This window comes from Streptomyces sp. URMC 129, assembly GCF_051386415.1.
GTDB lineage: Bacteria > Actinomycetota > Actinomycetes > Streptomycetales > Streptomycetaceae > Streptomyces.
The window spans coordinates 1-2778 of record NZ_JBPQTQ010000246.1 but is presented as its reverse complement, the minus strand read 5'-3'; the positions used below and the strand labels follow the sequence as shown (position 1 = coordinate 2778).

Below are 2778 nucleotides of genomic sequence, written 5' to 3'. Positions count from 1 at the left end.
TGTATAAGAGACAGCTTCAGCGGGGTGCCGGTGCCGGGCGGGGTCGCCTCACCGGGGGTCCGGCCGCCGCTTCTTCGCTTCCTCGGCCAGCATCCGCTTCGCCGCCGTCGCGTAGACGTCCACGTACTCCTGGCCGGACAGCTTCATGATCGCGTACATCACCTCGTCCGTCACCGAGCGCAGGATGAAGCGGTCGCTCTCCATGCCCCGGTACCGGCTGAAGTCCAGCGGCTCCCCGATCCTGATGCCGGGGCGCATCAGCTTCGGCACGATCTTCCCGGGCGGCTGGATCTTCTCCGTGTCGATCATCGCGACCGGGATCACCGGCGCGCCCGTGGCCAGGGCCACCCGGGCCAGGCCGCCCGGCTTGCCGCGGTACAGGCGGCCGTCCGGCGAGCGGGTGCCCTCCGGGTAGATGCCGAACAGCTCGCCGCGCTCCAGCACCGCGACGGCGCTGCGCACCGCCTCCTCGCCCGCGCCGCGCGCGCCGGAGCGGTCGACCGGGAGCTGGCCGACGCCCCTGAAGAACGCGGCCGTCAGCTTCCCCTTCACGCCCGGCGACGTGAAGTACTCGGCCTTCGCGATGAACGTGACCTTCCGGTCCAGTATCGCGGGCAGGAAGAACGAGTCGGAGAACGACAGATGGTTGCTCGCGAGGATGGCCGGTCCCGCCGCGGGCACGTGCTCCTTGCCCTCGACCCACGGCCGGAAGGCCAGCTTCAGGCCGGCCCCCACGGACACCTTCATCGCGCCGTACAGCACCGCGCCCACCTCCCGTCGCCTGGGCCGACCCTACTCGGCATCCGGGCATGGCGCGCCCAGGAGCCGCGCGCGTAGGGTGAAATCGCCCACCACCGACGGAGGCGAGCCGATGCGACAGCTTCTTCCCGGGGCCGAGCCCTTCACCCACGACGGTTCGCCGACAGGCGTGCTGCTCTGTCACGGTTTCACCGGCTCCCCCCACTCCCTGCGTCCCTGGGCCGAGCACCTCGCCGCCCGGGGCCACACGGTGTCGCTGCCGCTCCTGCCGGGCCACGGGACGCGCTGGCAGGATCTGCAACGGACCGGCTGGCAGGACTGGTACGCCACGGTGGACCGCGAGCTGCGGGAGCTGTCGCGCCGCTGTGAGCGGGTGTTCGTGTGCGGCATGTCCATGGGCGGCGCCCTGGCCCTGCGGCTCGCCGCCCGGCACGGGTCCGCCGTCAGCGGGCTCGCGCTGGTCAATCCGGCGATCACATTTCCGCGGCTCCAGGGCTACGCGCTGCCGGTGGTCCGGCACCTGATGCCCAGCACGCGGGGGTTGATCTCGGACATCGCCAAGGAGGGGGTCGAGGAGTCGGGGTACGAGCGCGTGCCGCTGCACGCCGCGTACTCCGTGCGTGCCCTCTTCGCGCTGGTGCGGGGCGAACTGGCCCAGGTGACACAGCCCTTGCTGCTGATGCACAGCCGGGTGGACCACGTCGTGCCGCCGTCGGACTCGGCGGCCGTGCTGGCGGCGGTGTCCTCGGCCGACGTCACCGAGCACGTGCTCGAAGCCAGCTATCACGTGGCCACCCTGGATCACGACGCGGAGCGTATCTTTCAGGAGACGGACGCCTTCATCACCCGCCTCGCGACAAGGAAGACAGCCCCGTGACGGAACGTGACCAGGAGCGCGGCGACGGCCGCGACCCGATCGACGAGGAAGCCGCCTGGGCCGAGATCGTCGCCGGATACGGCGAGGAGCCCGCCGATCCGCCGGGCGTCTGGCCGCTGGGCGTGCCTCTGACGGCTGACGAGCTGACCGCCGCTCCCCTCGACGGGCCGCCGCCGGCCGAGGGCCCGCGGGACTGGGAGCCCGCGGAGGACGAGGACGAGGGGCATTTCGTCCCGCCGGAGCCGCCGCCGCTTCCGGCGGCCGACCTGTCCACCAAGCTGGCCTGGGTCGCGGTGCTGGGCGGGCCGCTGCTGCTGATCGTCACGGTGCTGCTCCAGCGGCAGATGACGTGGTGGATCGTCACGCTGGGCGTGGGCGGGTTCCTCGGCGGCTTCGCCACGCTGGTGACGCGGATGCGGGACGGCCGGGACGACGACTGGGCCGACCCCGGCAGCGGCGCCGTCGTCTGACCTGCGGCCACCGGCCGGCTAGCCGGCCGGTGGCAGGCGCAGCCGCGCCAGCAGGGGCAGGTGGTCCGTGGCCCGGCGCAGATCGGCCGGGTCCGGCCCGTCCGGCACGCCGCAGCCCAGCACCTCGACGCCCGGCGTGCACAGCACCGCGTCGATCCTGCGGTCGGGCGCGGCGGAGGAGAAGGTGAACTCGCCGCCCTCCGGGGCCCGCCGCCAGGCGTCCGTCAGCCGCCCGGCGAGCAGCCGGAACGCCCGGCCGTGCGGGCGGTCGTTGAGGTCCCCGGCCACCACCACCCCAGCCGTCCCGGCGGCGAGCCGGTCCACCTGTGCGAGCACCAGCCCGGCCTGCCGGTACCGCTCCGCGGCCCGCAGGCTCAGGTGACAGCTCACCACCCCGAGCCGCGCGCCCGTCCCGAGGCGCAGCACCGCCAGGGCCAGCCCGCGCCGGTGCAGCCCGGGGGTGTGGGGCAGGGTGACGGCCCCGGCGTACTCGACCACGGGCCCCAGCCTCGACATGACCATCGTCCCGCACGAGGGCGCGCCGCCGCTGACATACCCCAGGCCGGTGGCCCGGCCCAGCCGGGCGGCATGCCGCCGCCAGCCGGCGAACCGCGGCGCCTCCTGGACGCAGAGCACGTCGGGGGCGCTGGCCCGGATCACCCGGGCCAGCGC

Annotated in this window: 4 protein-coding genes; 2 read left to right on the top strand and 2 right to left on the bottom strand. The window is 74.1% G+C overall.

The window, feature by feature from the left end:
* Nucleotides 1-48: 48 nt before the first annotated feature.
* On the bottom strand, nucleotides 49-762 hold the full coding sequence (locus tag ACSNOC_RS27425; RefSeq protein WP_436750275.1) for a lysophospholipid acyltransferase family protein: 714 nt from the start codon (nucleotides 760-762) through the stop codon (nucleotides 49-51).
* A gap of 109 nt (nucleotides 763-871) precedes the next feature.
* Between ACSNOC_RS27425 and ACSNOC_RS27420 the strand changes: the two genes are divergently transcribed.
* Together ACSNOC_RS27420 and ACSNOC_RS27415 are read left to right on the top strand one after the other, a co-directional pair.
* Nucleotides 872-1636: an alpha/beta hydrolase gene (locus ACSNOC_RS27420; RefSeq protein WP_436750274.1), complete on the top strand. Its 765-nt coding sequence runs from the start codon at nucleotides 872-874 to the stop codon at nucleotides 1634-1636.
* Nucleotides 1633-2106, top strand: a complete 474-nt coding sequence (locus ACSNOC_RS27415; protein ID WP_436750273.1) for a hypothetical protein — start codon at nucleotides 1633-1635, stop codon at nucleotides 2104-2106. The genes ACSNOC_RS27420 and ACSNOC_RS27415 overlap by 4 nt, the downstream gene beginning before the upstream one ends.
* An 18-nt stretch (nucleotides 2107-2124) precedes the next feature.
* On the opposite strand, the gene ACSNOC_RS27410 is transcribed toward ACSNOC_RS27415, so the two are convergent.
* Nucleotides 2125-2778 (bottom strand): endonuclease/exonuclease/phosphatase family protein (locus ACSNOC_RS27410; protein ID WP_436750272.1); only part of this gene is annotated, 654 nt, incomplete at its 5' end.

Bases quoted from the DNA above. Each gene is read 5' to 3' on its own strand.
- ACSNOC_RS27420 (WP_436750274.1), top strand. From the start codon at position 872: ATGCGACAGCTTCTTCCCGGGGCCGAGCCCTTCACCCACGACGGTTCG.